The sequence below is a fragment of the Gilliamella sp. Pas-s25 genome, assembly GCF_009795885.1.
Classification (GTDB): domain Bacteria; phylum Pseudomonadota; class Gammaproteobacteria; order Enterobacterales; family Orbaceae; genus Gilliamella.
In genome coordinates this window covers 34,087-60,542 of sequence record NZ_WTEV01000013.1, presented here as the reverse complement: position 1 = coordinate 60,542, position 26,456 = coordinate 34,087, and the positions used below count along the sequence as shown (strand labels likewise).

At 37.3% G+C, this 26,456-nt stretch carries 22 protein-coding genes; 12 read left to right on the top strand and 10 right to left on the bottom strand.

Going from position 1 to position 26,456, the window contains the following annotated elements:
• Positions 1-175: 175 nt before the first annotated feature.
• Together GQ593_RS07595 and GQ593_RS07590 are read right to left on the bottom strand one after the other, a co-directional pair.
• Positions 176-1,519 carry an ATP-binding protein gene (locus tag GQ593_RS07595; protein WP_160431493.1) on the bottom strand — a complete coding sequence of 448 codons (1,344 nt, stop codon included), beginning with the start codon at positions 1,517-1,519 and terminating at the stop codon, positions 176-178.
• Entirely contained in the window at positions 1,516-2,244 is a 729-nt protein-coding gene (locus GQ593_RS07590) for a winged helix-turn-helix domain-containing protein (RefSeq protein WP_091348296.1), read from the bottom strand. The genes GQ593_RS07595 and GQ593_RS07590 overlap by 4 nt, the downstream gene beginning before the upstream one ends.
• Positions 2,245-2,436: 192 nt before the next feature.
• Here GQ593_RS07590 and GQ593_RS07585 point away from each other — a divergent pair, with 192 nt between their 5' ends.
• From GQ593_RS07585 to GQ593_RS07570, 4 genes are read left to right on the top strand one after another with little or no spacing between them, the layout of a single operon-like run.
• Positions 2,437-3,135, top strand: a complete 699-nt coding sequence (locus GQ593_RS07585; protein WP_202115416.1) for an MtnX-like HAD-IB family phosphatase — start codon at positions 2,437-2,439, stop codon at positions 3,133-3,135.
• Positions 3,136-3,144: 9 nt separating this feature from the next.
• Positions 3,145-3,978, top strand: coding sequence for an alpha/beta hydrolase (locus GQ593_RS07580; RefSeq protein ID WP_091348302.1), 834 nt, complete (start codon positions 3,145-3,147; stop codon positions 3,976-3,978).
• Positions 3,978-4,334, top strand: a complete 357-nt coding sequence (locus tag GQ593_RS07575; protein ID WP_091348305.1) for an EamA family transporter — start codon at positions 3,978-3,980, stop codon at positions 4,332-4,334. Before GQ593_RS07580 ends, GQ593_RS07575 begins: the two co-directional genes overlap by 1 nt.
• Position 4,335: 1 nt before the next feature.
• Positions 4,336-4,737, top strand: coding sequence for a DMT family transporter (locus tag GQ593_RS07570; protein WP_160431491.1), 402 nt, complete (start codon positions 4,336-4,338; stop codon positions 4,735-4,737).
• Positions 4,738-4,814: 77 nt separating this feature from the next.
• Here GQ593_RS07570 and GQ593_RS07565 read toward each other — a convergent pair whose 3' ends face one another.
• The 3 genes from GQ593_RS07565 to GQ593_RS07555 all read right to left on the bottom strand — a co-directional run bounded on the left by GQ593_RS07565 (position 4,815) and on the right by GQ593_RS07555 (position 8,217).
• A complete protein-coding gene (locus GQ593_RS07565; protein ID WP_160431490.1) occupies positions 4,815-5,687 on the bottom strand; it encodes an arginase family protein in 873 nt (290 codons plus the stop codon).
• A complete protein-coding gene (locus GQ593_RS07560) occupies positions 5,684-6,733 on the bottom strand; it encodes a GNAT family N-acetyltransferase (RefSeq protein ID WP_160431489.1) in 1,050 nt (349 codons plus the stop codon). Before GQ593_RS07560 ends, GQ593_RS07565 begins: the two co-directional genes overlap by 4 nt.
• A gap of 74 nt (positions 6,734-6,807) precedes the next feature.
• The gene (locus GQ593_RS07555) at positions 6,808-8,217 is read right to left on the bottom strand and encodes an aspartate aminotransferase family protein (RefSeq protein ID WP_160431488.1); all 1,410 of its coding nucleotides are present in this window, start codon (positions 8,215-8,217) and stop codon (positions 6,808-6,810) included.
• A gap of 183 nt (positions 8,218-8,400) precedes the next feature.
• Between GQ593_RS07555 and GQ593_RS07550 the strand changes: the two genes are divergently transcribed.
• The 7 genes from GQ593_RS07550 (at position 8,401) to gyrB (ending at position 17,679) form a co-directional block, all read left to right on the top strand.
• Positions 8,401-9,150 (top strand): MipA/OmpV family protein, encoded by a 750-nt coding sequence (locus GQ593_RS07550; RefSeq protein ID WP_160431487.1) that lies wholly within the window; start codon positions 8,401-8,403, stop codon positions 9,148-9,150.
• Positions 9,151-9,260: 110 nt separating this feature from the next.
• Positions 9,261-10,169 (top strand): recombination-associated protein RdgC, encoded by a 909-nt coding sequence (locus tag GQ593_RS07545; RefSeq protein WP_160431486.1) that lies wholly within the window; start codon positions 9,261-9,263, stop codon positions 10,167-10,169.
• A 195-nt stretch (positions 10,170-10,364) separates the two neighbouring features.
• Positions 10,365-11,459, top strand: a complete 1,095-nt coding sequence (gene ompA, locus GQ593_RS07540; RefSeq protein ID WP_160431485.1) for a porin OmpA — start codon at positions 10,365-10,367, stop codon at positions 11,457-11,459.
• 166 nt (positions 11,460-11,625) lie between these two features.
• Complete coding sequence (gene dnaA / locus GQ593_RS07535) at positions 11,626-12,984, top strand: chromosomal replication initiator protein DnaA (protein ID WP_160431484.1); 1,359 nt, start codon at positions 11,626-11,628, stop codon at positions 12,982-12,984.
• A gap of 15 nt (positions 12,985-12,999) precedes the next feature.
• Positions 13,000-14,103, top strand: a complete 1,104-nt coding sequence (dnaN, locus tag GQ593_RS07530; protein WP_160431483.1) for a DNA polymerase III subunit beta — start codon at positions 13,000-13,002, stop codon at positions 14,101-14,103.
• A gap of 48 nt (positions 14,104-14,151) precedes the next feature.
• A complete protein-coding gene (recF, locus tag GQ593_RS07525) occupies positions 14,152-15,225 on the top strand; it encodes a DNA replication/repair protein RecF (protein ID WP_160431482.1) in 1,074 nt (357 codons plus the stop codon).
• A gap of 42 nt (positions 15,226-15,267) precedes the next feature.
• The gene (gene gyrB, locus GQ593_RS07520; protein WP_160431481.1) at positions 15,268-17,679 is read left to right on the top strand and encodes a DNA topoisomerase (ATP-hydrolyzing) subunit B; all 2,412 of its coding nucleotides are present in this window, start codon (positions 15,268-15,270) and stop codon (positions 17,677-17,679) included.
• Positions 17,680-18,046: 367 nt separating this feature from the next.
• On the opposite strand, the gene GQ593_RS07515 is transcribed toward gyrB, so the two are convergent.
• The 5 genes from GQ593_RS07515 to GQ593_RS07495 all read right to left on the bottom strand — a co-directional run bounded on the left by GQ593_RS07515 (position 18,047) and on the right by GQ593_RS07495 (position 24,081).
• A complete protein-coding gene (locus GQ593_RS07515) occupies positions 18,047-19,129 on the bottom strand; it encodes a hypothetical protein (RefSeq protein WP_160431480.1) in 1,083 nt (360 codons plus the stop codon).
• A 262-nt stretch (positions 19,130-19,391) separates the two neighbouring features.
• Positions 19,392-20,219, bottom strand: coding sequence for a 4-hydroxybenzoate octaprenyltransferase (gene ubiA, locus GQ593_RS07510; protein ID WP_160431479.1), 828 nt, complete (start codon positions 20,217-20,219; stop codon positions 19,392-19,394).
• Between the two features lie 139 nt (positions 20,220-20,358).
• Entirely contained in the window at positions 20,359-20,916 is a 558-nt protein-coding gene (locus GQ593_RS07505; protein WP_160431478.1) for a TorD/DmsD family molecular chaperone, read from the bottom strand.
• Positions 20,917-20,997: 81 nt separating this feature from the next.
• The gene (locus GQ593_RS07500; RefSeq protein WP_160431477.1) at positions 20,998-21,612 is read right to left on the bottom strand and encodes a DMSO/selenate family reductase complex B subunit; all 615 of its coding nucleotides are present in this window, start codon (positions 21,610-21,612) and stop codon (positions 20,998-21,000) included.
• A 30-nt stretch (positions 21,613-21,642) separates the two neighbouring features.
• On the bottom strand, positions 21,643-24,081 hold the full coding sequence (locus GQ593_RS07495) for a DMSO/selenate family reductase complex A subunit (RefSeq protein ID WP_160431476.1): 2,439 nt from the start codon (positions 24,079-24,081) through the stop codon (positions 21,643-21,645).
• Between the two features lie 465 nt (positions 24,082-24,546).
• Between GQ593_RS07495 and parE the strand changes: the two genes are divergently transcribed.
• Positions 24,547-26,436: a DNA topoisomerase IV subunit B gene (gene parE / locus GQ593_RS07490; RefSeq protein WP_160431475.1), complete on the top strand. Its 1,890-nt coding sequence runs from the start codon at positions 24,547-24,549 to the stop codon at positions 26,434-26,436.
• Positions 26,437-26,456 lie beyond the last annotated feature (20 nt).

The following is a 26,456-nucleotide window of genomic DNA, read 5'->3' as shown; positions in this document are numbered from 1 at the left end:
ATTTCTGAAACGGAAAACAGGCTATTTGTATCGACAAAATTGCCTTTTAGCTAAACAATGCCGTTTTTTAATAAAATAACCCATATGTTAACTAAAAAAACAAAAATAAAAACTTCAATAAAATCAATATCTTTTCTGACTGCTTTTTGACCGTATTACAACATAAATACAGTCGCTATTCATCGCCCGATTTTAACGAAACCACAAATCTAGCCCCACCAAGCGGGCTGGTGACAACAAACGCTTTGCCATCATGAAATTCTGCCATTAATTTTACATAAGCTAAACCAAGCCCATAACCACCAGTTGAACGTGTACGGCTAGTATCAAGTCTGGCAAAAGGCATAAAAATCTTTTCGCGCGCATCAAAAGGAATACCTGCGCCATCATCATCGATCTCAAGGATAACACGATTTTCATGTTTGGTGATATTTAAAACCGCTTTATGAGCTGCATATTTAAACGCATTAAGTAACAGATTTTTTACAATAGTTTCAACTAAATTGGTGTCAATCATAGCGTGTTCATCTTGGCTATTACAAGTTAGCTCAAATCCTTTCGGTTTGAATAACGCCAGTGATTGGCACACTTTTTCGCCCCACTCTTTGAGTGCTACACGCGTTAAGTTTAGCTCGATATTGCTTTGCTGCATTTTAAAATAATTCAAGCTGGCATTGATTAATGTTTCAAGCTCGTTAATATCATCACTCATACCTTTTTGTAAAAGACGTTTTTCTTGTTCATCGTTAGCTTCTTCAAGCATACTAAGTTCAAATCGCATTCGTGCAAGCGGTGTGCGTAGCTCATGTGCCATTGCATGAGAAATCGTTTGATTGGTACTTACTAAGTGTTCAATATGCGTGCCCATATTATTTAATACGTTAGCGAGCGGCTTAAACAACCAACCTTTTACATTTTCGGTTCGTGCTTTTAAATTACCTTGTCCAAGTTGTTCGGCGGTCTGCCTGATATTAACCAAATCTTTCCAAACAGCGCTAAACGCCATATAAATTAAAATAAAAAAGGTGATGGCACTAAATACAGCCCAAATAATGAGAAAAATGGTCAATGACATGGTGTTGGATGCCAAAATATCTCGCATGGCAATGGGGCCTAATTGCAACAAGTTGCCATTTTTTAAATCAATATAAACGACCTCTTTATCGCTATCATAAGAAAAGTCCAGCTTGTGTAACTCGTTAAGTACCGCATCGGGTAAGGGGGTATTAATTGGCAATACTTCGATAGGGTAACCAAAGTAAGGTTGTAATTCACTAACCACTTCTTGAAGGGGACGATCTTTGTGCTCGTTAATTTGCATACGAATCAGGTTTACCGTGCCTCGTTGAGATTCTCGAAATATGATATGATCATCAGGCATATCGGTTAATGATGAAGGTAATGAATCAAAAACCAATAAAGCACCATAAGCAATGATACTTTGCAACAAAAGTAAAATGACTAGATAAAATACAATTCGGCGATTAAAAAATAGCGGTTTGGCTAATAATTGGCTCAATGGCTTTCTCCCTCTCGCATAAATAAATAGCCTTTACCACGCACGGTTTTGATGCGCGATGGATTATCTGGATCATCGAGTAATTTTCGACGAAGTCTTGACACCCGTGCATCAATAGAACGATCGCTACCATCAAAATCGATCCCTCTTACCTGAGAAAAAATATCATCTCGAGATAAAATTGTCCCTGCATTATGCGCAAGTAACCATAACAGATCAAATTCAGCGGTTGTTAAATCAATTTCTTGCTCTTGCAAGAGCACTTTTCGGTTTTCGCCATCGATAACTAAATTGTCAAATATTAGCGTTTTATTATTTGATGGCACAATCAATTCTTTATGATTGTCTTTGTCGGTTTCTATCTGTTTTCGTCTTAATAAGGCTCGTATGCGGGCAAGCAGTAATCTTGGCTCAACGGGCTTAGCTAAATAATCATCCGCCCCCAATTCCAGTCCAACGATCTCATCAATATTATCTTCGCTAGCTGTCATTATAAGGATGTAGTTAGTAAACCATGTACGTATATCACGACAAATATCAAAACCCGTTTTTTCAGGTAACATCACATCTAATATAACCAGATCTGGATTAAGCTGTTGAATTCTTTCTTCAGCGCCTGCACCGCTATTATGCCATTCAACAAGATACCCTTGCCGAATAAGATAAACTTGAATTAGATTGGCTAACCGCTGATCATCTTCGATGATTAATATACGTTCACTCATTATTTGTTCTTAATCACTGCCACTTTTACTTAGAGATGCCTCATTATACAGACAATTATCCCCTCGTTACAAAATATATACAAAGAGCCTACAAAGTTTATTGTCACTCTATGAGAGAATCTGCCCAATATCTTTAAATAGACTATTTTTATATCCAATATGAGTGCTTTTTCATCAATAACAAACCCTCTGTTGCATCCATCTTATACACAACATCACACGCCAATTATTTTGTGTGATTTTGATGGCACAATTAGTATAAAAGATGTTACCGACACGTTACTGAGCCATTTCGGTCAGGATGGTTGTGATGAGCTTGAAGAATTATGGGTTAATGGCAAAATTGGCTCTCAAGAATGTATGAGCAAGCAAATTGCCTTAATGGATGCAAGCTTAGATGAGCTTAATGACGTCTTATCTCAAATTGAAATTGATCCGGATTTTAAATCCTTTATTCAATATACTGAACAAAATAATATCCCTGTCCACGTAGTTAGCGACGGACTTGATTATGCCATTGAGTTTATTTTAAAACGTCATAGCATTAAGCATTTGCCAATTTTTGCCAATAAATTGCTGCACAATAATGCGCGCAGTTGGCGCCTTGAGTTCCCCTATGCAAACAAAGACTGCATCAAAAAAAGCGGTAATTGCAAATGTAATCATGTAAAAAAACAACAATATTTTCCACAAATACTGTATGTTGGTGATGGTTCATCAGACTACTGTGTATCGCATAATGTTGATTTCGTGTTTGCCAAAGACAAACTGATTCACTATTGTGAAAAACATAAGATTGAGCACTGTGCCATCAAGAGTTTTGCTAATGTAACACAAGCCTTACAACAGGCTCAGGATTGGCTAATTCCGGTCATGATAGTCAAAGAATAAGGAATACTAATGAGTACAATTGAAGATTTATCGTACTTTCTACCAGGTAACAAAAATGGCGTACTATTAATCCATGGATTAACAGGAACGCCCAATGAAATGCGGATTTTAGCTAATGGTTTAAATAAAGCTGGATTTACGGTTTATGCCATCCAGTTAGCAGGGCATTGCGGTACAGAAGAAGATCTGTGTAAAACAACTTGGCAAGATTGGTATAAAAGCGTGCAAGATGGCGCTGATTATTTAGCGCAGCATGTGGATAATATCTTTGTTGCTGGACTATCAATGGGCGCACTACTTGCACTCAAATTGGCAGTAGACAGACCTGAACAAATCAAAGGAGTTGGCGTGTTAGCGCCCACATTTTGTTACGATGGTTGGAGTATGCCATTTTGGGCAAAAAAATTGTTTTTCTTACTTGTTTACTTTAAAAAATTGGGTATTTTTCAAAAACAAGTTTTCATTGAACAACCGCCTTATGGGCTTAAAGATGAACGCATTCGTGCGGTGGTCTCTGAAAGTATGTTAAGTGGTGATGCTGCATCAGCAGGCCTTGCAGGAAATCCATTCCCTGCGCTTGCCGAAATGCAGTTATTGGCAAAAGCAATGCGCAAGCAATTGCCCCAAGTAGTTTCGCCTTGTTTAATTATGCATTCAGGTAATGATGATATCGCCAATATAGAAACGAATGCCAAATTGGTCGAAAAGCAAGTATCAGGACCAACAAAGTTAGTGGTATTAAATGATAGCTATCATTTAATTACCATTGATAGCCAGCGCCGCGAAGTGATCAAGGAGTGTGCTTCTTTCTTTGATAATATAGCAGAAGGAATAAAAGCATAATGTCACCATTAGTTATTTTACTTTGGGTTAGTAACATTTGTTTCGATACTTTAGGGCAAGTCGCTTTTAAATTTGCCGCCATCGCACCCAACAATCGCGACGGTTGGTACTATTGGCTAGATTTAGCAAAAAATAAGTGGATTTGGATTGGCGTTACCTCGTATATTGCTGAATTTTTATTATGGTTAGCCTTTTTAACTTTAGTGCCTCTTTCTCAAGGGGTATTACTTGCCTCATTTAATATTATTACTATCATGCTAGTTGGCCGTATTATTTTCAAAGAATTACTAACTAGTTACCGCTTGATCGGAATGCTATTAATCACCGCCGGTGTTGTTTTTGTAGGGATGTCTTAATATGGCTAGATTTTACTTAATTGGTTTTTCTGTATTGCTCTTTTTTGACACAATTGCGCAATGTAGTTTTAAATTAACAGCGGTTGAAGCGCAACCTTTAGAGATGAGCCTTGAATGGTTAATTCGCGTATTTACTAATCCTTGGATTTATATTTCAATAGTGGGCTATATTCTGACTTTCTTCACTTGGATGACGTTATTAAAAAAAGCCCCTGTAGGTCCTGCTTTTGCGGCATCACACTTTGAAATTGTGACTGTCATGATTGTTTCGATCTGGTTATTTAATGAACCGATTACCTTATTGAAGTTAATTGGTACAATACTCATTGTTTCAGGCATTCTCTTTTTGGCGTTAGCAGAAAGCAAATTATCGAAACAAGATTCATACCATCATCAACGTTAATTTCCAATTACAATAAGGAAAGGTAGGTAAGGTTTTATACTTAAACGCCTACTTTCCTGAAAGTTTTTTACACCAATTTATACCGCTAATGCTTTTAATAATGTTAAATTAAGTTGATGTTGCTCTTGTTGCCAATTGATAAGGCTATTGGGTGATATGGTCGGTTGTTTATCAAGCGAACTGAGTAAACGTTTAAACCAATTTGCTGGCTGCCATATTGACAGTTCCCCCGTAATATCACTGCCGATAATTCTAGGTTTAATTGACGATATAGCATCAAGCAGATGATACGTTTGTAGCTTGCCTTGATCCCAATTGGTGTGAATCACCTCTTCGCTTAATACATCTTTATCAATCGATAAATAGACCGGTTGTGCGCTATGATATTGTTCGGATAAGAAGTTGGCAATAAGGTCATCTGGTGTGGCAAAATGCCTAAAAGCATGTCCTAAGCCAATTTTTTTTGCCCATGCGACATTGACATCTAGGCTCCAGTAAGTCAATTTTTTATGAAGCAGAGGTTTCCATCTATTTTCCCAAAAATGGGCTATACCAATATCATGGGAGGTAATGCCTAGCACATGTACATGACTCACAAAAGGTAAACTTGCCACATAACTAACCCATGATCCACAATGCACACCAAATAGATAGCGCATATTGTCTGGATGATTATCAAAAATCACAACTTGGATCGGATTATCTGCGGAATATTGCTTTGCTAAACGTTCAATAAGTAGTAATGAAATATGATGAAAATCACCACTGCCCATTAATACCGTGCCATGGCTTTCGGGTAAAGATTGCTGTAATACCTGTTTAAATTGGCTAAATTGTTTCTTAGTGCAACCAAAACGAATTGTATCTTGCCACTGCGTAACATCAACCGTTTGAGCATAACAAATATCACCCACGCTTCTATCAAAATTGAGAATAATAGGACAGGTCATGCTACTTTCTCCTTATCACTTTCAAAGAAACCAATCAATCTACGTAATATAATTCTGAATAATGGATTACGAATATAAACAAGATGCTTAGTAAAAGTAAATTTTGCACCTAGTGATGCTTTTACTTCAGGATCGGTCCAACCTGCAATATAATGACTAAATCCTTGCTGCAAAGCATATTCAAGATTAACAAACCAACTTACAAAATAAAGATTGAGCTCTCTTGCCTGTGGATAAACCATACCGATATACTTATCAACTAGCATATTGTTCACAACAAAACAAATATTGTACCCCACCAACTTATCATCATGGTGATAAGTCACAATATGCGCATTTTGGGTTTTGCTTTGTAACAACTGAGTAAAAAAGGGTTTAGTCAATAAGTCAAAATGGATTTCACTTTGCCGATAAACATTAAGATACAATTGATAATACTCATCTAAAACCGCTTGGTCATAAAAACACTCATCACCACTATGCAACACATTAATAGTTAATTTTTGGCGTGATTTTAGTTTTCGTCTAAAATTTTTACGCCGGCTATAAGAAAATCGTGAAAAAACCTCATCTATATTGGCAAAATCAATCGGTAGCCAAGCTAATGCCTGTCCTTCAACTTCAATAAACCCCTGTTTTTTTAATGACGTAATAAGATGCATTGAATAATCATTTTCTTTTTCGCTCAGTAAAGGCGATGCGACAGGTATATCTTTAACAATCACAAAAGGATATTGCTTAGCATAAGCCATTTTAAGATGTTGTGCTAATTGATTAGCATCCACTTTATCATTTAGTAACGCATATTCCGAAACAGTTGCACCAACAAAACAAGTATTAGGTTGTAAATAGCGCTGCCATTTATGGTAAAAAGGCAGTTTTTGAATTTTATGTCTGAAATCATCATCTGCAGTAGTAAGAAGATCAAACTTGGTAGAAAAAACAGGCACCCCATCTTCACTCAGCCATGCGGAAAATTCTTGTGGAGGATGGGCTAGAAAATTGTCTATTAATTCTTTTGGTTCTAACTGATTGATATATTTCATAACGTTAAATATAAGATTGGCTGTAACTCGTGGTCCCGCCAATAGACATTGACGGGAAAATAAAAATAAAACAATTAAAGCTCTTTTTTGGCTCGAGTAATTAATTGATCCAACAGTTCAATGCCCTGATCAATTTCTTGACGAGAGATGTGTAACGATGGTGCAAAGGTAATCACGTTTTTATAGTAACCACCAATATCAAGCACTAAGCCCATTTTGGTACCTTTCCAATCAAGATCACCTGACATACCAATATCAACCATTTTATCAACTAAGGCTTTATTAGCTGTAAAGCCATCTTCTGTACAGATTTCAGCACGAAGCGCTAAGCCTAAGCCATCAACTTCACCAATTTCTTTGTGTTTCTTCTCAAGTGTTTTTAAACCTTCGAGGAAATAAGCACCGCTTTCCATGACCATTTTTTCGTAATCAGTTTCAGAAGTCATTTTTAATACTTCAAGACCAACTGCTGTACCAAGTGGATTTGAGGCAAAAGTTGAGTGAGTTGAACCAACTGGGAATACTTGTGGATTAATTAATTCTTCACGTGCCCATAAACCACCTAGCGGATTAAGGCCATTAGTTAATGCTTTAGCAAAAACCACAACATCAGGTTTGACATCAAAGTGTTCAATTGACCAAAGTTTACCAGTACGGTAAAAGCCCATTTGGATTTCATCAACGACTAATAAAATACCATACTGATCTAACACTTTTTTAAGACCTTTAAAGTAATTACGAGGAGGCACAATATAACCGCCTGTTGCTTGTAAAGGTTCGGCATAAAACGCTGCATATTCCGCTTGTCCAACTTTTGGATCCCAAACACCGTGGTATTCGGTTTCAAATAAACGGGCAAATTCAGCCACCAAATGTTCACCATATTCTTCTGCTGTCATGCCTTTCGGACGACGGAAAGGATATGGGAATGGAACAAACATAGCACGATCGCCAAAATGACCATAGCGACGACGATAACGATAACTTGATGTAATGGATGATGCCCCTAAAGTACGGCCATGGTATCCACCTTGGAAAGCAAACATTAACGATTTACCGCCAGATGCATTACGAACCAATTTTAAAGAGTCTTCAATACATTGTGAACCACCCACATTGAAATGTACTCGTCCTTCATAACCAAAGCGTTTTTCCATGCCTTGGGCAATTGTTTTGGCTAATTCAATTTTAGTTGGATGCAAATATTGGCTAGCGCACTGTGGTAAGGTATCGATTTGCTTTTTAAGCACATTATTTAAACGTTCATTAGCATAACCAAAGTTACACGCAGAATACCACATTTGTAAGTCAAGGAAAGCTTTGCCTTCTTTGTCATACATGTAACTACCTTCACAACCATCAAAGATTTTTGGAGGTTCAACATAATGCACGGTATCGCCAAAAGAACAATATTTAGCTTCATCCGCTAACAATGTCGCATCATCAGGACGACTGTTAATCATTTCTATAGTTGGTTTACTCATAATTATCTCACTAATCCATATTCAAACACGATAAAATGTGGCATTATTATTCAAGAAATTGGTTTGTTACAATGTACAATTAATGTATAGATTGTGTGACGATAAGCGAAACAGCAAAATAAACGATAATAAAGTTTGTGTGACTAGCGACAGGAGATCACTTTTTATATATGGGTATAAAAAATGAAAAAAACAGCTTGTGCACTTTCTATTTTGTCAATCATTGTTTTAGGTGTCGCCAAAAGTGCGTTAGCTGATCCCTTGTCCATTGGTGCAGGTGTTGGTTGGGAACATTCACCTTATAAAAGTTACAGTGCTCGTTATTCCCCTATCCCTCATATTGATTATGATAATGGGCGATTTTTTATCGATGATTTATCGGCTGGGATTTATGTTTATCATGCCGATGATCAAAGTATTTCAATTGGTGCGCGCTACTTATCTAATGAATTTAAACCACACAATTCAGATAATCGCCAATTAAAACAACTTGATAGCCGTCACGCAACATTACTGACAGAAATAGAATATACCCTTGTAACCAACTGGGGTGGGTTTTCTAGTAGCGTTGGGACTGATATGCTAAATAAAAGTAAGAGTATTTTAATCAATGCTGATTATACTGTCCCATATATACAAGACAATTTAATTATCGCACCTACTATCGGTATAAATTGGGTCAACAGCAAACATAATGATTATTATTATGGTGTTTCCCATAAAGAATCAGCTCGATCAGGATTACCATATTTTAGTGCTGAAAACTCATTGACACCTTATGCTGAAATAGTAGCACAATACTCATTAACCAAAAACATGGCGACTTTTGGCGGTGTTCATATCGATAAATTAACCGGCGATGCGGCCGATAGCCCAATGGTTAGCAATAGTACTGTAACTTCGATTTATATGGGGGTATCTTATAACTTTTAATGAACCTATACTCATATTCAATAACAAATATCACGACTCATTCACTATAAGTGGTGACTTGTTGAAACAAAATAAAATCTTTATCACAAAAAATCAGGAAATAGAAAAGTATGCTTTGGTTTAAAAATGCCATCATTTATCAACTTAATAATGATACATTACTTAATAAAGATGCGATTGAAAAAGCAATAAAATCTCATCCTTTTACTCCCTGTGGTAATTTAGATATCACCAAAATGGGGTGGGTGTCGCCTTATCATGATAATAATGACAATGATTTTATTGTTGATATGCAAGGGCATTTATTATTACGCATCAAAAAAGAAACCAAAATCTTACCCGCTCCCGTAATTAAACAAGCGTTATTAGAGAAAATTGATAAGCAAGAACAAGCGCTGAGCAGAAAACTGACTAAAAACGAAAAAGCCACCTTAAAAGACGAAGTCATGATTGATCTAATGCCAAGAGCATTTAGTAAATATAATCACTATTGGTTATGGATCGATACACATAATAAACGTATTATTGTTGACTGTAGTAGCTTTAAACAAGCAGAAGATATCTTAGCTATTTTACGTAAAGAGCTTGGTTCACTTGCTTTAACGCCTTTATCAATTGATAAACCACTGGAGCAGGTCATGACCACATGGGCTAAAGAAAACTTGACATTCCCGCCATTTTTATTGGGTGACCAAGCCGAACTTAAAGATCCGCTAGAGGGTAATGGGATTATTAGTTGTAAAAATCAAGAAATCACCAGCGATGAAATGCGTGTTCATTTTGATTCTGGAAAATGGATCACTAAAATTAAAATTATTGATGAAAGAGGCGTCAGCTTTATCGTCAATAATGACTTAACATTTAAACGAATTAAATTTGATACGGTTATTTTAGACGAAAATGAAGATATCGGTTCAGATGAATTAGATCAAAGACTAGAAGCTGACTTCTTTATTATGGCTAATACATTAGCTAATACCATTCATGACTTTTACTTAACAATTAACAAAATCATCTGATAAAATTATTTAAATATTTTTTTATTGCAATAGCAATAATTATAGATTTGCCTATTATCTATGCTATACTAGGCACCAGATTATGGGTAACATAATTATATAAAAATAAGTCATAGTTCTTTTTATTTGAAGTAAATTTTAAACAATAAAGAAACTAAACATCGTCTATAACAACATATAAGTTGAGGCAATAAAATGAAAAAAACTACTATAGCTCTAGCAATTGCAGTTGCAAGTTTAACCGCTACTGCCGCTAACGCAGCATATGAAGACAACACTTTTTACGTTGGTGCTAAATTAGGCTGGTCAGAACTTTATAAACTAGATGCCAATAAAGTCCGTATATCAGATCGTTTTGGCATCAGCACTGCAGATCGTAGCAATGTTGCTGGCGGTGCTTTCCTTGGTTTCCAAGCAAACCCTTATTTAGGTTTTGAATTAGGATACGACTGGTTAGGATCTGCTAAATATAAAAGATCTTACCATTATGCAGGAAGAAGTTCTGATGTAGGTGATAGTAAAGTTTCCGCACAAGGCGTATCTTTAACTGGTAAATTAAGCTACCCTATCATTGACAATCTAGATATTTATGGTCGTGCAGGTGGTATGGTCACTATTTCTAAATGGAAAAACAGTGGTTTGGTCAAAAAGTATGATGCCCTTAATCATGGCACAAGAACCGAGCTATCTCCTGTTTATGCATTAGGTCTTGACTATCGTTTCGACGAAGACTTCTCTACTCGTTTAGAATACCAATATGTTGACCGTATTCATACTAAAACTAAGGCATCTCCTGATGCAGGAACTGTAAGTTTAGGTATTACTTATCGTTTAGGTGCCCCAGCTGTTCCAGCACCAGTTGAACTAAAAACGCAAGAAAACCGTTATGTATTAAATGAAGATGTGCTATTTGCTTATGCAAAAGCTGACTTAAAAGCTGAAGGCCGTCAAGCATTAGATAACTTACTTACAAACCTAGTTAAAATCAAACCGACTGAAAGCACTGTTGTAGTAATTGGTCATACTGACCGTATCGGTTCAGTTAGTTATAACCAAAAGCTATCAGAACAACGTGCTAACTCAGTCATGAAATACTTAATATCTAAAGGTGTTCCTGCTGACCTAATCAGTGCACGTGGTATGGGTAAATCTCAACCAGTTACTGGTACTAAATGTAATGCACTTCGTGGTGCTAACTTAAAAGCATGTTTAGCTCCAGATCGTCGTGTTGAAATTGAAGTTAAAGCACGTAACATTCAAGAAGTTCAAGTAACTGATTTAACAAATTAATTTTTGTTTTTTAAGTTGTTCATTAAGACCCGGTTAACAGCCGGGTTTTTTTATCTCTCTTTTTTGTTAACAACTAAATATATATCACCTTAGATCTACAAATTATCCACAAAAGGGATTATAATGCTTTACGGTATTGTTAGTAAGAAAAATTGAAGGAGTTGCCGTGCCTACCGCTATTTGGCAAGATTGCCTTTCTCAATTACAAGAAAAAATCCCAACAACGGAATTCAATTTATGGATTCGTCCGTTGCAAGCGGAAATGGTCGATAATAAACTCTATATTTATGCACCGAATAGATTTGTCTTAGATTGGGTAAAAAACAAATATTTAACGACTATATCCCAATTATTAAACCAACTTTTTAATGATGATTCTTTAAAATTATTTCTTGAAGTTGGTTCAACGGTATCTAGCGATAAAAAATTACAAAGTAGCCAACGCAAAACAGAAGTGGTACCTGCATGGAAAACAACAAAAGAAACAAATAGCAATCATGTCTACCATTCAGGCATTAATCATAAACACACTTTTAATAGCTTTGTTGAAGGTAAATCCAACCAACTTGCGGTTGCTGCGGCAAAACAAGTAGCTGAAAACCCAGGAAAAGCTTATAACCCATTGTTTTTATATGGTTCTACCGGTTTGGGTAAAACCCATTTATTACATGCGGTTGGCAATCAAATAATGGCAGAAAAAGCCAATGCCAAAGTTGTCTACATGCATTCAGAACGCTTTGTGCAAGATATGGTAAAAGCGCTACAAAATAATGCTATTGAAGAGTTTAAGAATTACTATCGTTCAGTTGATGCCTTGCTTATTGATGATATTCAATTTTTTGCCAATAAAGAGCGATCGCAAGAAGAATTTTTTCATACGTTCAATTCATTATTAGAAGGCAATCAGCAAATTATTTTAACCTCAGATCGCTATCCTAAAGAAATAAATGGCGTTGAAGATCGCTTAAAATCGCGTTTTGGTTGGGGATTAACCATTGCAATTGAACCCCCCGAACTGGAAACGCGGGTTGCAATTTTAATGAAAAAAGCCGAAGAAAATCATATTAAGCTACCTGAAGAAGTTGCTTTTTTTATTGCTAAGCGATTACGTTCCAATGTTCGTGAGTTAGAGGGGGCACTTAATCGAGTCATTGCTAATGCTAATTTTACTGGCAAAGCCATTACCATTGATTTTGTTAAAGATGCCTTAAAAGATTTACTGGCTTTACAAGAAAAGCTGGTTACCATTGAAAACATTCAAAAAACGGTGGCCGAATACTATAAAATTAAAGTATCAGATTTACTTTCTAAACGTCGTTCTCGTTCTGTTGCAAGACCAAGGCAAATGGCAATGGCACTTGCCAAAGAACTCACTAACAAAAGCCTTCCTGAAATTGGTGATGGCTTTGGTGGAAGAGATCATACAACGGTATTACATGCATGTAGAAAGATTGCAGAATTAAAAGAAGAAAGTAATAATATTAAAGAAGATTACTCCAATTTAATTCGAACTTTATCAACTTAAAAAAGAATCAATACTATGAAATTTATTATAGATCGTGAAAAACTGATTAAACCATTACAACTTGTCAGTGCGCCATTGAGTAGCCGCCCTACACTACCTATTTTGGGTAATTTACTATTACAGGTGAGCGATAACACGCTATCAATGACGGGAACTGATCTTGAAATAGAAATGATATCGCATTTACCATTAGTTGAACCAAGCGAACCAGGTGCAACAACGGTGCCCGCTAGGAAATTTCTTGATATCTGTCGAAACCTACCTAATAATGCCCAAATTTCGATAAGCGTTGATGATAATCGACTGATGATTCAATCAGGTCGTAGTAAATTTTCTTTATCCACACTGCCCGCTAGCGATTTTCCTAATTTAGAGAATTGGCAAAGTGAGGTTGATCTTTCCATTCCACAAAAAACCATTAAACGCTTGATTGATGCAGTGCAATTTTCAATGGCTAACCAAGATGTCAGATATTACTTAAATGGCATGTTATTTGAAATTGAAGATGGTTTATTAAAATCAGTTGCAACAGATGGACATCGATTAGCTTTATGTGCACAGCCTATTGAGCAAGATACTAAAACTTCTTGTTCGGTCATTTTACCAAGAAAAGGAGTACTTGAGCTTGCTAAACTGGTTAGTGATAACGACGAATTAATCAATATGCAAATTGGTAATAATAATTTGCGTGTTAATCTTGGTGATTTCACTTTCACATCAAAACTCATTGATGGAAGATTCCCTGACTACAAACGCGTATTACCACGCAACCCCGATAAACCACTTGAAGTATCTTGCGAAGAACTGAGAAACGCCCTATCACGTGTTGCGATCTTATCCAACGAAAAATTCCGTGGTATTCGACTTTATGTCCATAACAATCAGATAAAAATCACCGCAAATAACCCGGAACAGGAAGAGGCAGAAGAAGTTATTGACGTAAAATATCAATCAGCAGAGCTTGAAATCGGCTTCAATGTAACCTATTTACTTGATATATTAAATACATTGAAATGTGATAGCGTACAACTGCTCTTAACTGATGCAACATCAAGTGTACAAATAGAAGATATCAATAATCAGACCGCTACTTATGTTGTTATGCCAATGCGCTTATAATCAAATCTCATTTAATTGTCCGGCTTCGGCCGGCATCATTCAAGGCATATGACTCTTTCAAAAATCAACATTCATCATTTCCGTAATATTGATCATGCACAACTGTCTTTATCGCCACATTTCAACTTCATTGTTGGCGATAATGGCAGTGGAAAAACGAGCTTACTTGAAGCTATTTATATGCTTGGGCATGGTCGCGCTTTTAGACATACTCAGTCAAATCGAATTATTCAGCATGAACAACCAGAGCTTGTATTATTTAGTGAAATAAAAAATACCCATCAACAAGTCCATTCCATTGGTCTTGCAAAGTCACGTAATAGCGAAAATAAAATCAAAATCGACGGGGACGAAGGTTTTCGACTCGCCGATTTAGCCAAATTATTACCTATACAGTTAATTACACCTGAAGGGTTTGATTTATTGAGTGGTGGTCCCAAATATCGTCGCGCATTTATTGATTGGGGATGCTTCCATCATTATCCAGAATTTGTTCAGTTATGGAATAATTTAAAACGCTTATTTAAACAGCGCAATGCATTATTAAAGCAATCCAACAGTTATAATCAATTATTACCTTGGGATAAAGAACTTGCCCCCATTGCTGAAAAAATTAGCCACATTAGAGCAGATTATTCGCAACAGATTTTTCCTGAAATTATAAAAACTTGCCATGACTTTTTACCCGAATATCAGCTTAATTGCCAATATTATCAAGGTTGGGAACATGGCGCTAACTATGCTGAGATATTATATAAACAATATGATCGAGACAAACTCCTTAACTACACATCAGTCGGTCCACATAAAGCGGATATTCGATTACGTGTCAACAATATTCCGGTTGAAGATTTGTTATCACGTGGTCAATTAAAGCTATTAATGTGTGCTTTACGCCTATCTCAAGGTGAATATTACTCAAAGCAAAGTACCCAAGCCTGTGTTTACTTGATTGATGATTTTGCCTCTGAACTCGATAACAATAAACGAGAGCTATTAGCCAAACGTTTAAAATTAGCTAATTCACAAGTATTTATTACCGCAGTTAACCAAGCGCAAATTACCCATATGATCGATGAAAATGATAAGATTTTTCACATAAAATCTGGTATAATTTCGTAAATTTATAGAATGATATAAACAATAAAATAAGTCGAGAAATCCATGTCTAATTCTTATGATTCTTCCAGCATTAAAGTACTCAAAGGGCTTGATGCTGTCCGTAAACGTCCAGGTATGTATATTGGTGATACTGATGATGGAACAGGACTTCACCATATGGTTTTTGAAGTGGTCGATAATGCCATTGATGAAGCATTAGCCGGTTATTGTCACCATATCGAAGTGACGATTCACCCCGATAATTCTGTTTCTGTCCGTGACGATGGTCGCGGTATTCCAACCGGCATTCATGAGGAAGAAGGTATCTCAGCGGCTGAAGTTATTATGACCGTGCTACATGCAGGTGGTAAATTTGATGATAATTCTTACAAAGTATCCGGTGGCTTACACGGTGTTGGTGTTTCGGTTGTAAATGCCCTATCGGATAAATTAGAATTAGTGATTTATCGTGATGGTAAAATTCATCAACAAATTTATCACTTAGGTGTACCACAAGCACCACTCAAAGTGATTGACGAAACCACTGAATCAGGTACCTATGTTCGCTTCTGGCCAAGTCCTGAAACTTTTACCAATATTGAGTTTGTTTATGAAATTTTAGCAAAACGACTACGTGAACTCTCGTTCTTAAACTCAGGTGTATCTATCAGATTACTTGATGAACGAACTGGCAAAAGCGAACATTATCATTACGAAGGTGGTATCCAAGCTTTTGTTGAATATTTAAATAAAAATAAAAATCCTATTCATCCAAAAATATTTTATTTCAGCACAGAAAAAGACGATATTGGCGTCGAAGTGGCACTGCAGTGGAACGATGGCTATCAAGAAAATATCTATTGTTTTACTAACAACATCCCCCAACGAGACGGCGGTACACACTTAGCTGGTTTCCGTGGCGCAATGACGCGCACATTAAACAACTATATGGAAAACGAAGGATACAGCAAAAAAGCGAAAATCAGCGCTACAGGTGATGATGCGCGTGAAGGTCTAATTGCTGTTGTATCAGTTAAAGTCCCTGATCCTAAATTCTCATCACAAACCAAAGACAAATTAGTCTCGTCAGAAGTTAAATCGGCGGTTGAATCTGTCATGGGTGAAAAATTAACCGAGTATCTCCTTGAAAACCCAAGTGATGCCAAGATTGTCGTCGGCAAAATCATTGACGCAGCAAGAGCACGAGAAGCCGCTCGCAAAGCGCGAGAAATGACACGCCGTAAAGGCGCTTTAGATTTAGGTGGATTACCAGGTAAACTTGCCGATTGCCAAGAAAAAGACCCAGCGCTATCTGAACTCTACTTAGTGGAAGGGGACTCTGCGGGGGGCTCGGCAAAACAGGGGCGCAACCGCAAAAATCAGGCAATTTTACCGCTTAAAGGTAAGATTTTAAATGTCGAAAAAGCCCGTTTTGATAAAATGCTTTCATCGCAAGAAGTGGGAACGTTAATTACTGCGTTAGGCTGTGGTATTGGCCGTGATGAATATAATCCAGATAAAATGCGTTACCATAGCATTATTATCATGACCGATGCCGATGTCGATGGTTCACATATTCGTACTCTATTACTAACGTTCTTTTATCGCCAAATGCCAGAAATCATAGAACGTGGCTATGTTTATATCGCGCAGCCACCTTTATATAAAGTCAAAAAAGGCAAGCAAGAACAATATATCAAAGATGATGAAGCAATGACACAGTTTCAAATTGCTTTAGCCCTTGAGGATGCCTCTTTACATGTCAATGACCATGCACCCGCACTTGCAGGCGAAGCGTTAGAAAAACTAATTGCCGAATATCAAAAAGTCGAAAAACTGATTACCAAAATGGAGCGTCGCTATCCGAAAGCGCTACTTTCTGAATTGGTTTATCATGACGTATTAAACGAAAGTATTTTACAAAATCAACAGCAGGCTGAAAATTGGGCAAAAACCATTGTTGAAAAACTATCGAATAAAGAGCAACATGGTAGCAGCTATCTTTATTCGGCTGAATATAATGAAAAAGCACAACTGTATGTGCCAATTATCAAAATAAGAACCCATGGTGTTGATACAAATTATCCATTAGATCAGGTCTTTATCCATAGCAATGAATACCGTAATATCTGCCACCTTGGTGCACAATTAAAAGATTTACTGGAAGATAGTGCCTTTATTCAACGCGGTGAACGTAAACAACCAGTTAATTCTTTTGAAGAAGCTGTTGATTGGTTAATTAAAGAGTCTCGTCGTGGCTTAACTATTCAGCGTTATAAAGGTCTTGGCGAAATGAATCCAGAACAATTATGGGAAACCACTATGGATCCAACCAGTCGCCGTATGTTACAAGTCACCATCAAAGACGCCATTGAAGCAGATCAATTGTTTACAACCCTTATGGGCGACGAAGTTGAACCTCGACGATTATTCATTGAAGAAAATGCCCTTAAAGCAGCTAATTTAGATTTCTAAATATTACTGCTATAAAAAACAAGCAGAAAAACCAGACGTATGTCTGGTTTTTTTATCGAATAAAGGTATAACTAACGCTAAAAAAATATAACTATCACCTACATTATACTTTTGCTGAAAAAACTAAAATTTTTGTCAAAAAGTTTCAGGTAACTATGTGTTTGAGTATAATAATTAATATTTGGGGGAACTTGTTTTTATTTTGGGAAAGCGCTTTTGCTGTCCATTTGCAAAAACATAAACTTGCATGCTCTGCCAGCTCAAGGCCCCACTTAATGCGCAGTAGATTTGGTTCTTGGATGGATTGTTCTTTATTTGCACCATAAGCTTCGCACACTACTAAGGATTAAGGACTAGGCATCAAATACTAAGGAGTGGTGCAAAGCCCATAGTAATGAGTGTTATGCGGCAAAGTACTGTGGTTACGAATATAACCGCCGCCCATGAACACAGTGAACTGGTAGTCACCTCCAGCAGAGTCACTTGTCCAGTAGAAGTGGTTCTCAAAGCCCGCGCGGGTGTAAATCCCCGTATCTCCCCACTCCGCGGCAAAACCAGCCCCTATTTGACGCTGGTAATGATTACCAGTTGAGAGTGGTGTGGCGCTAATAACCCCTCTGCAATGGAGACCTGCGCTAGGACCACGACAGGCTGAATTAGTTAGGTCCTTAACCTGTACCATACGATAACCCAAACTACTACACCAAGATTCTTGATTTTGAAAAGTATCGAATTTACGTCCACGGTTGACAAACCACTTCTGTAACACAAATCCATATCTTACGATCTCTTCACCACTTCTATTTTTACCCACTAATTCAAAGGTATGAGGTAAGATAGGCGCGGTAATGCTACTAGGATGAGAGCTGTTTATTCGAGATCCTCCTGCATGTGGACCTTTTAGCGTAACGCGAAATTCTGCATCTCCATCGCTATTAAATATTGGTCTTCTCGCCACGGTGACCGCAATTCCATCATATTTAGGTGGCACCTCCCATGTCAAGTCGCTTTCTTCTCCGATTATGATTAAATCAAAATATAATCCATCAGCCCCCGTAGTTGGAAAATTAAGCGCGTATGATGCCGGATTGGTTGATTGGACTAAGAATCCATAATCTGGATTCCATATATCAGCGGGGCCGGCGTACTCGTCTGTGCCATATTTAATAACTGGCCTTACGAATTTGATGACTTCTAATGGTAACGACGGTAGTATTATGGCATCACTCCGATTGCTTACTCGCCTACTGTTAGCAGGTAATGCTGTCCCCCCCCATGAATACGACAATAATAACGATACCAACACCAGCGAGACTTTTCGGAATAATTTCGATAATAATTTATGAGATAACTTCGAAGATATAATCGAAATTCGTGTAAAAACTCGTCTAATGGGATTATTGGGTAAATTTAATGCATAGGTTTTCTGATGCTTGATATAGTAGTACATTACGGTTCACCTGCAAAGCATTTAATTGTTTTATTTAAACTTTTTACATATCCGTTTATTAAATGAGCTACTCCTTGAAATTGGCGAAATTATAACCTTTTAGAAAAAACTTAGCTAGTTCTTTGCCGAGTTTTGGTAAAAATTATTTAAGTGTGACTTTGATTAAGTTTCATGAAAAGCTTCAATGGATTGAAATATTTACTCTTTTATCAAAAATAAAATCAACTACATAACTAAAGTCCTTTAGAAAATACCTTAATGTTTAAGCAAAAAATAGACCTAAAAACACGATAACCCCCACATAATTATTATTCATAAACGCGCTAAAACATCTGTTTCGAACTCGATTTTTTATTAGCCATTGTTGGTAAATAAATAGTACTATAACCAGAAATAGAGCAATATAGAATATTTGTGATAATTGGTTGATTAAGCCAATAAATAATAAGCCAACACCCGAAACTATCTGCAATAATCCAATGATTAATTTATCATAACGTCCAAATAAGATAGCGGTGGATTTGATACCTATTTTTACATCGTCATTGCGATCGACCATGGCATATTCAGTGTCATAAGCAATTGTCCAACAAATGTTAGTAAAGAAAAGTAACCAGCAAGTTAAGGGAAACTGCTCAATGGTTGCTGCATATACCATCGGAATGCTCCAACTAAATGCAATGCCTAATATGATTTGCGGTAAATGCGTATAACGTTTCATGAAAGGATAAATCAGTGCGGTTAATAACGCAAAACAGGCAATCAACCATGACAGTTTATTTAAATTTAACAATAAGCAAAGTGCTATAAGCAATAATATAAATAAGGTCCATAATGCATTTTTTTCGGTCAATGCACCACGAGCAAGGGGGCGATTTTGTGTCCGTTCCACATGAGCATCAAAATGGCGATCGGCATAATCATTCACTACACAACCTGCCGAGCGCATTACAAATACACCGAGTATAAAAATAATTGTTATATAGGTAGAAGGATGACCGACAAGCCAAATAGCCCAAAGTGTAGGCCAGAGTAAAAGCAATGTACCAATGGGTTTATCTAAGCGCATGAGTTGTAAATAAGCTAACATCAATATTATTTACCTTGAAAAAGCATAGGATGGATTATACCGATTACGATAAAAGCTGCAATGTTACGATATGCAAGTTATCACCCATTACCGAATAAAAGAGTCATTTTTTGTGCTATAAGTATGCGCAATATGCAAATTAATGCATTTGTAAATATTGCTCAGCAATCACGGCTAAAGCTCGATAAAATGCGCTAATTTTGTTGTTCTTTAACTCTTTTAAATAAGCTGAAGACCAAATCATTAAGTGTTCATCAATAAGTTGTTTTGCCGCTGTATAATTATTATTTTCAAGCAATATGGCATAGGCCATTAGCATTAACCCAAATTGATCGTCGGGTTCGTTCATTCCTGTATTGAGCGTCAAACCATGTTGTTGCAAAAATCGGTGATAGCATGCTTGTGATTCACCTAACAATAGGTGTTCTGTATCTAGGTAAAATGAACCCCATGGTGGTGCTGGCATTGTTCCTTGCCCTTCAAATAGTAATGAAAATTGATAATCAAGATCGGGATTACCAATTTGATTCGCTAATATATTACACTGCTCATAAATAAGGGGGAGATTGGGCCACTTTGCTAGATGGTCAATATGTAATAATGCCTGCATTAATGGTGCAGTCACTTTACTATTGGGTGGATAATAAAAAAAAGCACCAAGTAGTTTTGCTAATGTGATAGAAGCGATTTTATTCAAAAAATATCTCCTCAAAACTATGTCATTTGTTAACTGTTCTAAAACCGTAAAAAAACACCAGTGGTAAGTTGCGCATATTGCTTATACCTCCTCAGGATTGAGCACTTTACCTAAAGTATCGCCAGACGCCTTGGCTTGTGCATGGGGCTTTATCACTATATTGGGTTTAGTCAGTTGCGAGCTCGGTAGTGGTGCAATATCACATTCATCGCCATAGTGCTGACGTAGTTTTTCAATTTCGTCAAAATCTAACGCTCTTTGAGGGCATGATTCAACACAAACAGGTTTTAATCCCTCGGCAACACGTTCATAGCAACCATCACATTTTGACATGACCTTTTTTTGATGATCAAATTGTGGTGCGCCATAAGGGCAATGGGTTTCACAATGTCGGCAACCGATGCAAATATCTTGATTAACAACAACTAAGCCGTCTTGTGATCGTTTATTCATTGCGCCTGTTGGGCAACCTTGCACACAAGCTGGCTCTTGGCAATGGTTACAGGAGATGGATAAATAGTAGGTAAAGGTATCGTTTTGCCACAGGCCATCAACTTGCTGCCAACTACCCCCTCCATATTCATAAACACGACGAAAATGAACACCTAATGCATTATCTTTTTCGTCTTTACAACTGAGTTGGCAGGTTTTGCAACCAGTACATTTTGAAGAATCAATATAAAATCCATATTGCATTTTTATTATTCGCTCTTTAATTTATAAAGCTCAATCCACCACCGATAATGGTTTAACTTCAACCAGATTGGTATGCTGTGGATTCGATTTTGCAAGCACCGTTGGGCGCAATGATGTTAAACGATTAATACAACCGCCAATATCAATCCCTGCCGCATTGGTTTTTGCCCACATCCCTTGCGGAATGGCAATCACACCCGGTAATATCCTTGGTGTGAGTTTAGCGGGAATATACAGCCGACCTCGGTCGTTATAAACCTCAACTAACTGACCATGTTTTATTTGTCTTTGCTCGGCATCAAATGGATTAATCCAAATACTGTTAGCGACAGCTTCGCGCAATTGCGGTAAATTACTGTAAGTGGAATGGCATTGCCCTTTGGTATGGAAACCAATCAGTTGTAGTGGGTATTTTGTGCGTTTGGGTTTATCTTCACTGCCTTCAATCGCCGGTAAATACGCCGGAATGGGGTAGAGTATATCTTCTGGATCAAGTTCCCATTCATTGGCTATGTTAGCTAGCGCTTCAGAATAGATCTCAATTTTCCCCGATGGTGTATTTAATGGGTTTTTAATTGGATCATCTCTAAAGGCTTTCAATCCAATTTGTGTATCACTATCAGCAAGTTTACGATCGATTACCCCCATACCGTCAGTATTGGCAAAAGGGGGTAAATGCGGTTCATGTTTTCGCAACTGCTCATAACAATACGCTATCCATTCATCTTGACTACGACCTTCGGTAAATTTATCTTTTACGCCCATTTTCTCGGAAAGTTCGGTTAACACATCATACGCTGCTCGGTTTTCCCAAAGTGGTTTAATTGCTCGTTGCATGCGGATAAGGTAGCTATACGCGCCAGATGAATAAGAATTATTAATCAAATCAGTATTTTCAACTGATGAAACGTCGGGTAACAGTAAATCGGCATATTTGGCTGATGCGGTCATATGCGTATCCCAAACAAGAATAAATTCACATTTAGACTCATCTTGTAAAATCTGATGGGTACAATTGAGGTCTGAATGCTGATTTCCCATTACATTACCGGCATAATTCCAGATAAATTTGATACCAACATCCAACTTATCTTTACCTTTAAGATAAGCATTTTGGGCGGTCATACTTGGACCATCTACAATTGCTTTTGTCCACAAAAAGAAAGGAATACTCGTTTTTATCGGATTGGGAAGTTTAAAGCTAGGTATTGGATAAACAACACTGCCACCCCACGTTCCTATATTGGTACCTGGCTTACCAAATTGACCGGTTATAATGGGTAAAATCATAATAGCGCGAGCGGTATGTTCACCATTTTGCCAACGCTGTACACCATAACCTTGCGAAATCCAAGCAGCTTTAGCATTAATAATATCCATCGCCAATGAGCGAATTTGTGCAGCGGCAATACCGGTTTTTTTAGCTGCCCATTCTGGGGTTTTAGGTGTTCTATCATAGCCTAAGCCTAAAAGGTAAGATTTATAATCACTATAAGGTGGTGCACTATCAGGCAAGGAATCGGCACTCCAACCGATACAATATTGATTAAGCATGTTTTCATCAATGCGATCTTGCTCAAGTAATGTATAGCCAATTGCGGCGACTAATGCAGCATCGGTACCGGGAACAATTGGGATCCACTCAGCATTATATGCCACCACGCTTTCGCTACGACGCGGATCAATAATAATCACCCGTGCCTTGCTCTGTTCTAATGCCTGAAAAAGCTCTGTAACTTGCCCTCCACCTGACATTCGGGTTTCGGCAATATTATGCCCAAACATCACAACTAAATCGGAATGCTTTATTTGATCAAGTAAAGATTCCTTAGCATTACCAAAAATATAAGGTCGAATAGCCGAAATCTGTCCACTTGAATAATCACCATGATAATTTAAAAAACCTCCAATTGTACTTAAAAAACGTTGGCACGCATTACGCCCTGAAAGATTAGCACCGGTTGTTCCTGAACCATATTGGTAATAAATCGCCTCGTTGCCATACCGATTAATAGTATATTTCAATTTATCTGCCAGTAAATTAATCGCCTCACTCCACGAAATACGTTTAAATTTACCTTCACCACGTTGACCAATGCGTATCATAGGATATTTTAAACGATCCGGATCATAAGTTCGCCAACGAACAGCGCGACCGCGAAGACAAGGACGGATTTGGTGCAAACCAAAAACGGCATCATTTACCCCATCTTCTGGTGCTATTTTAGTAATAACATCGTTTTTAACATGAACTTTTAAAGGACAGCGGCTACCACAGTTAACTAAACAGGCACTATAAACAATTTTTTCTTCATCGGTGGGATTTGAAATTGTATTATTAGCATTAGTACTTGGTTCAACGTAGGAAAAAGGTAATTGTATATTATTAGTCAGGGCAGCTACATCATCAATTGTTATCGGTTTTTGTAAAAAATCGCATTTGCTTGTTTTATTCTTTAATTTACTCACATCATTCCCTAATGTTGATATGAAATTATGTTGATAATAATACTAAAAGATGAATAAACAAACTAAAAACGAAAACTGTCATTAAATTAATTAAAATTCAATGGAGCGATGATTAAGTAGCTAGATTAGCAATAGACAATGCTCATATTGTTATCAACCACATTACAAATATTTTGGATATCATATCTTGAAAAAAATAAGGTACTATTTCAATCGTTGGTTAACAAGTCACTAGCAATTTAAATGAAAACTGAGTTTTTGATTAAGATTTGGTAAAGTTCTACTTTATAAGGTGCCATAAAATAATCTCACTGTAGGAATTACCCCTTAAAAAATCGTATTATTTAACTTACCTAGTTAATGGCTGATATCACTACTTGATGAAGTTCCTTTATCATTGACCTTGGTCTTATTATTCAAAGGTTGGTATAATAGCCGTCATTTATTCGAATAAATAGAAACATTATGTCGCAATCCACTTATAATGCCGTTGATATTGAAGTATTAAAAGGGCTTGATCCTGTTCGTCATCGCCCCGGAATGTACACTGACACAAGTCGCCCAAACCATTTAGGGCAGGAAGTCATTGATAACAGTGTCGACGAAGCCATCGCTGGTTATGCTCGTCAAATCAAGGTCACACTTTATGAAGATAATTCATTAGAAGTCATTGATAATGGGCGAGGAATGCCTGTTGATATTCACCCAGAAGAAGGTGTGCCAGCAATTGAGCTATTACTTTGCCGTTTACATGCTGGTGGTAAATTTTCCAACAAGAATTACCAATTTTCCGGTGGATTGCATGGGGTGGGTATTTCGGTGGTTAATGCGTTATCAAAACGCGTTGAAGTGACCGTTCATCGTGATGGTCAAGTGTATGAAATAGCTTTTGAAAACGGCAATAAGGTTGAGGATCTGCATGTTATAGGTACATGTGGGCGCCGTAATACAGGTACCAAAGTGCATTTTTGGCCAGACGAAAAATATTTTGATTCGCCCAGATTTTCTGTTCCACGTTTGGCTCATCTTCTTAAAGCCAAAGCGGTGCTTTGCCCAGGTCTTGAAATTATTTTTAAAGATAAAATTAACAAAACCGAACAAATCTGGTGTTATCAAGATGGTCTAAAAGACTATTTAATGGAGTCTGTCAGTGGTTACTCACTATTACCGGAAACCCCTTTTACTGGTAGCCATGTTGGTGAAACTGAAGCTGTAGAATGGGCTCTACTTTGGATGCCTGAAGGCGGCGAGTTATTAACCGAAAGTTACGTTAACTTAATCCCAACGGTACAAGGTGGTACGCATGTTAATGGCTTACGTCAAGGATTGTTAGAGGCGATACGTGAGTTTTGTGAGTTTCGCAATTTGTTACCGCGTGGCTTAAAACTAACGGCTGATGATATTTGGGAACGTTGTGCCTATGTTATTTCAGTCAAAATGCAAGAACCTCAATTTGCAGGTCAAACCAAAGAGCGCTTATCATCGCGTCAAAGTGCGGCATTTGTTTCAGCTATTGTGAAAGATGCGTTTAGTCTTTGGTTAAATCAACATGTACAAATAGCTGAACTACTAGCCGAAATGGTGATTTCTAGCGCGCAAAAGCGCTTAAAAGCGTCAAAAAAAGTTATCCGTAAAAAATTAACTAGTGGCCCTGCGTTACCGGGTAAGTTGGCCGATTGTTCATCGCAAGACTTAAGTCGTACTGAACTTTTTTTAGTGGAAGGGGATTCTGCCGGTGGCTCAGCCAAACAAGCTCGAGACCGTGAATTCCAAGCAATAATGCCGCTTAAAGGTAAAATTCTAAATACTTGGGAAGTGTCATCTGACGAAGTATTAGGATCACAAGAAATTCATGATATTTCAGTGGCAATTGGCATTGATCCCGATAGCGATGATTTGAGCCAATTACGTTATGGAAAAATTTGTATTTTAGCCGATGCTGACTCGGATGGATTACATATAGCTACTTTACTTTGTGCGTTATTTGTTCGTCATTTCCGCGCGATGGTTGAGCATGGGCATGTGTTTGTTGCAATGCCTCCTCTTTATCGTATCGATTTAGGCAAAGAGATCCATTACGCTCTCGATGAAGAAGAAAAAGAAGGTATTTTAGAGCAACTGAAGCGTAAAAAAGGCAAACCAAATGTACAGCGTTTTAAAGGTCTAGGGGAAATGAACCCGCTGCAACTACGCGAAACAACGATGGATCCTAATACGCGTCGTTTAGTGCAACTATCGCTTGATGATACTGAGCAAACAATGGCATTAATGGATATGCTACTTGCGAAAAAACGCTCAGAAGATCGCCGTGAATGGCTACAGGAAAAAGGCGATCAAGTTGAACTTGATGTCTAATAAACAGAATGATTTAGAGG

Coding starts and splice junctions, on each gene's coding strand:
- GQ593_RS07590 (WP_091348296.1), bottom strand. CDS start 2,244: ATGAGTGAACGTATATTAATCATCGAAGATGATCAGCGGTTAGCCAAT.
- GQ593_RS07580 (WP_091348302.1), top strand. CDS start 3,145: ATGAGTACAATTGAAGATTTATCGTACTTTCTACCAGGTAACAAAAAT.
- GQ593_RS07575 (WP_091348305.1), top strand. CDS start 3,978: ATGTCACCATTAGTTATTTTACTTTGGGTTAGTAACATTTGTTTCGAT.
- GQ593_RS07570 (WP_160431491.1), top strand. CDS start 4,336: ATGGCTAGATTTTACTTAATTGGTTTTTCTGTATTGCTCTTTTTTGAC.
- GQ593_RS07565 (WP_160431490.1), bottom strand. CDS start 5,687: ATGACCTGTCCTATTATTCTCAATTTTGATAGAAGCGTGGGTGATATT.
- GQ593_RS07560 (WP_160431489.1), bottom strand. CDS start 6,733: ATGAAATATATCAATCAGTTAGAACCAAAAGAATTAATAGACAATTTT.
- GQ593_RS07555 (WP_160431488.1), bottom strand. CDS start 8,217: ATGAGTAAACCAACTATAGAAATGATTAACAGTCGTCCTGATGATGCG.
- GQ593_RS07550 (WP_160431487.1), top strand. CDS start 8,401: ATGAAAAAAACAGCTTGTGCACTTTCTATTTTGTCAATCATTGTTTTA.
- GQ593_RS07545 (WP_160431486.1), top strand. CDS start 9,261: ATGCTTTGGTTTAAAAATGCCATCATTTATCAACTTAATAATGATACA.
- ompA (WP_160431485.1), top strand. CDS start 10,365: ATGAAAAAAACTACTATAGCTCTAGCAATTGCAGTTGCAAGTTTAACC.
- dnaN (WP_160431483.1), top strand. CDS start 13,000: ATGAAATTTATTATAGATCGTGAAAAACTGATTAAACCATTACAACTT.
- recF (WP_160431482.1), top strand. CDS start 14,152: ATGACTCTTTCAAAAATCAACATTCATCATTTCCGTAATATTGATCAT.
- gyrB (WP_160431481.1), top strand. CDS start 15,268: ATGTCTAATTCTTATGATTCTTCCAGCATTAAAGTACTCAAAGGGCTT.
- GQ593_RS07515 (WP_160431480.1), bottom strand. CDS start 19,129: ATGTACTACTATATCAAGCATCAGAAAACCTATGCATTAAATTTACCC.
- ubiA (WP_160431479.1), bottom strand. CDS start 20,219: ATGTTAGCTTATTTACAACTCATGCGCTTAGATAAACCCATTGGTACA.
- GQ593_RS07500 (WP_160431477.1), bottom strand. CDS start 21,612: ATGCAATATGGATTTTATATTGATTCTTCAAAATGTACTGGTTGCAAA.
- parE (WP_160431475.1), top strand. CDS start 24,547: ATGTCGCAATCCACTTATAATGCCGTTGATATTGAAGTATTAAAAGGG.